Origin of the sequence: Herbaspirillum lusitanum P6-12, assembly GCF_000256565.1 — a bacterium.
Lineage (GTDB): Bacteria > Pseudomonadota > Gammaproteobacteria > Burkholderiales > Burkholderiaceae_D > Herbaspirillum > Herbaspirillum lusitanum.
This window is the reverse complement of sequence record NZ_AJHH01000212.1, coordinates 1-460: the sequence shown is the minus strand read 5'-3', so window position 1 is coordinate 460 and position 460 is coordinate 1. Positions and strand designations below refer to the sequence as shown.

Sequence of the window (460 nt, the reverse complement as noted above, 5' to 3'; positions counted from 1 at the left end):
CCGACCGCAATACGCGCGTCAGCAGATGCGGCCAGCCCAATCCAATGCCCAAGCCTGCACCGCCGAGCGCCAGCGCCAGCCACAAACCCTCAGCCGCGACATCGACGTCGCCCGGCAACAGCACCACCAGCGCCAGCAGCGACAAGGTCATCGCCACCGGCCCGAAGCGCACCATCCGATCGGCATCCTTGCCGCTGCGGCCCGAGCTCAGCAGCGAGGCCAGACTCCAGCCGCCGGCCATGGCGGCCGTCATGTAACCGGCCTGCAGCGGCGCGTAGCCATGCAGTACCTGAAGGAAATACGGCACGAAGATTTCGGTCATGCTGCCGATCATGAGCAGGCAGACGCAGGCGAACACCTTGCCCATCGTGGCGCTCAGGCGATAGGCTCCGGTCGGCAACAACGCGACGCCGCCGGGACGCTGATCGAGCCAGGCGACCAGCACGCCCGCCGCCAGCGG

General features: G+C 68.3%; 1 pseudogene. It reads right to left on the bottom strand.

The features are described 5' to 3' along the window. Positions 1–460: pseudogene (locus HLUSI_RS27400) on the bottom strand (MFS transporter); the annotation flags it as partial.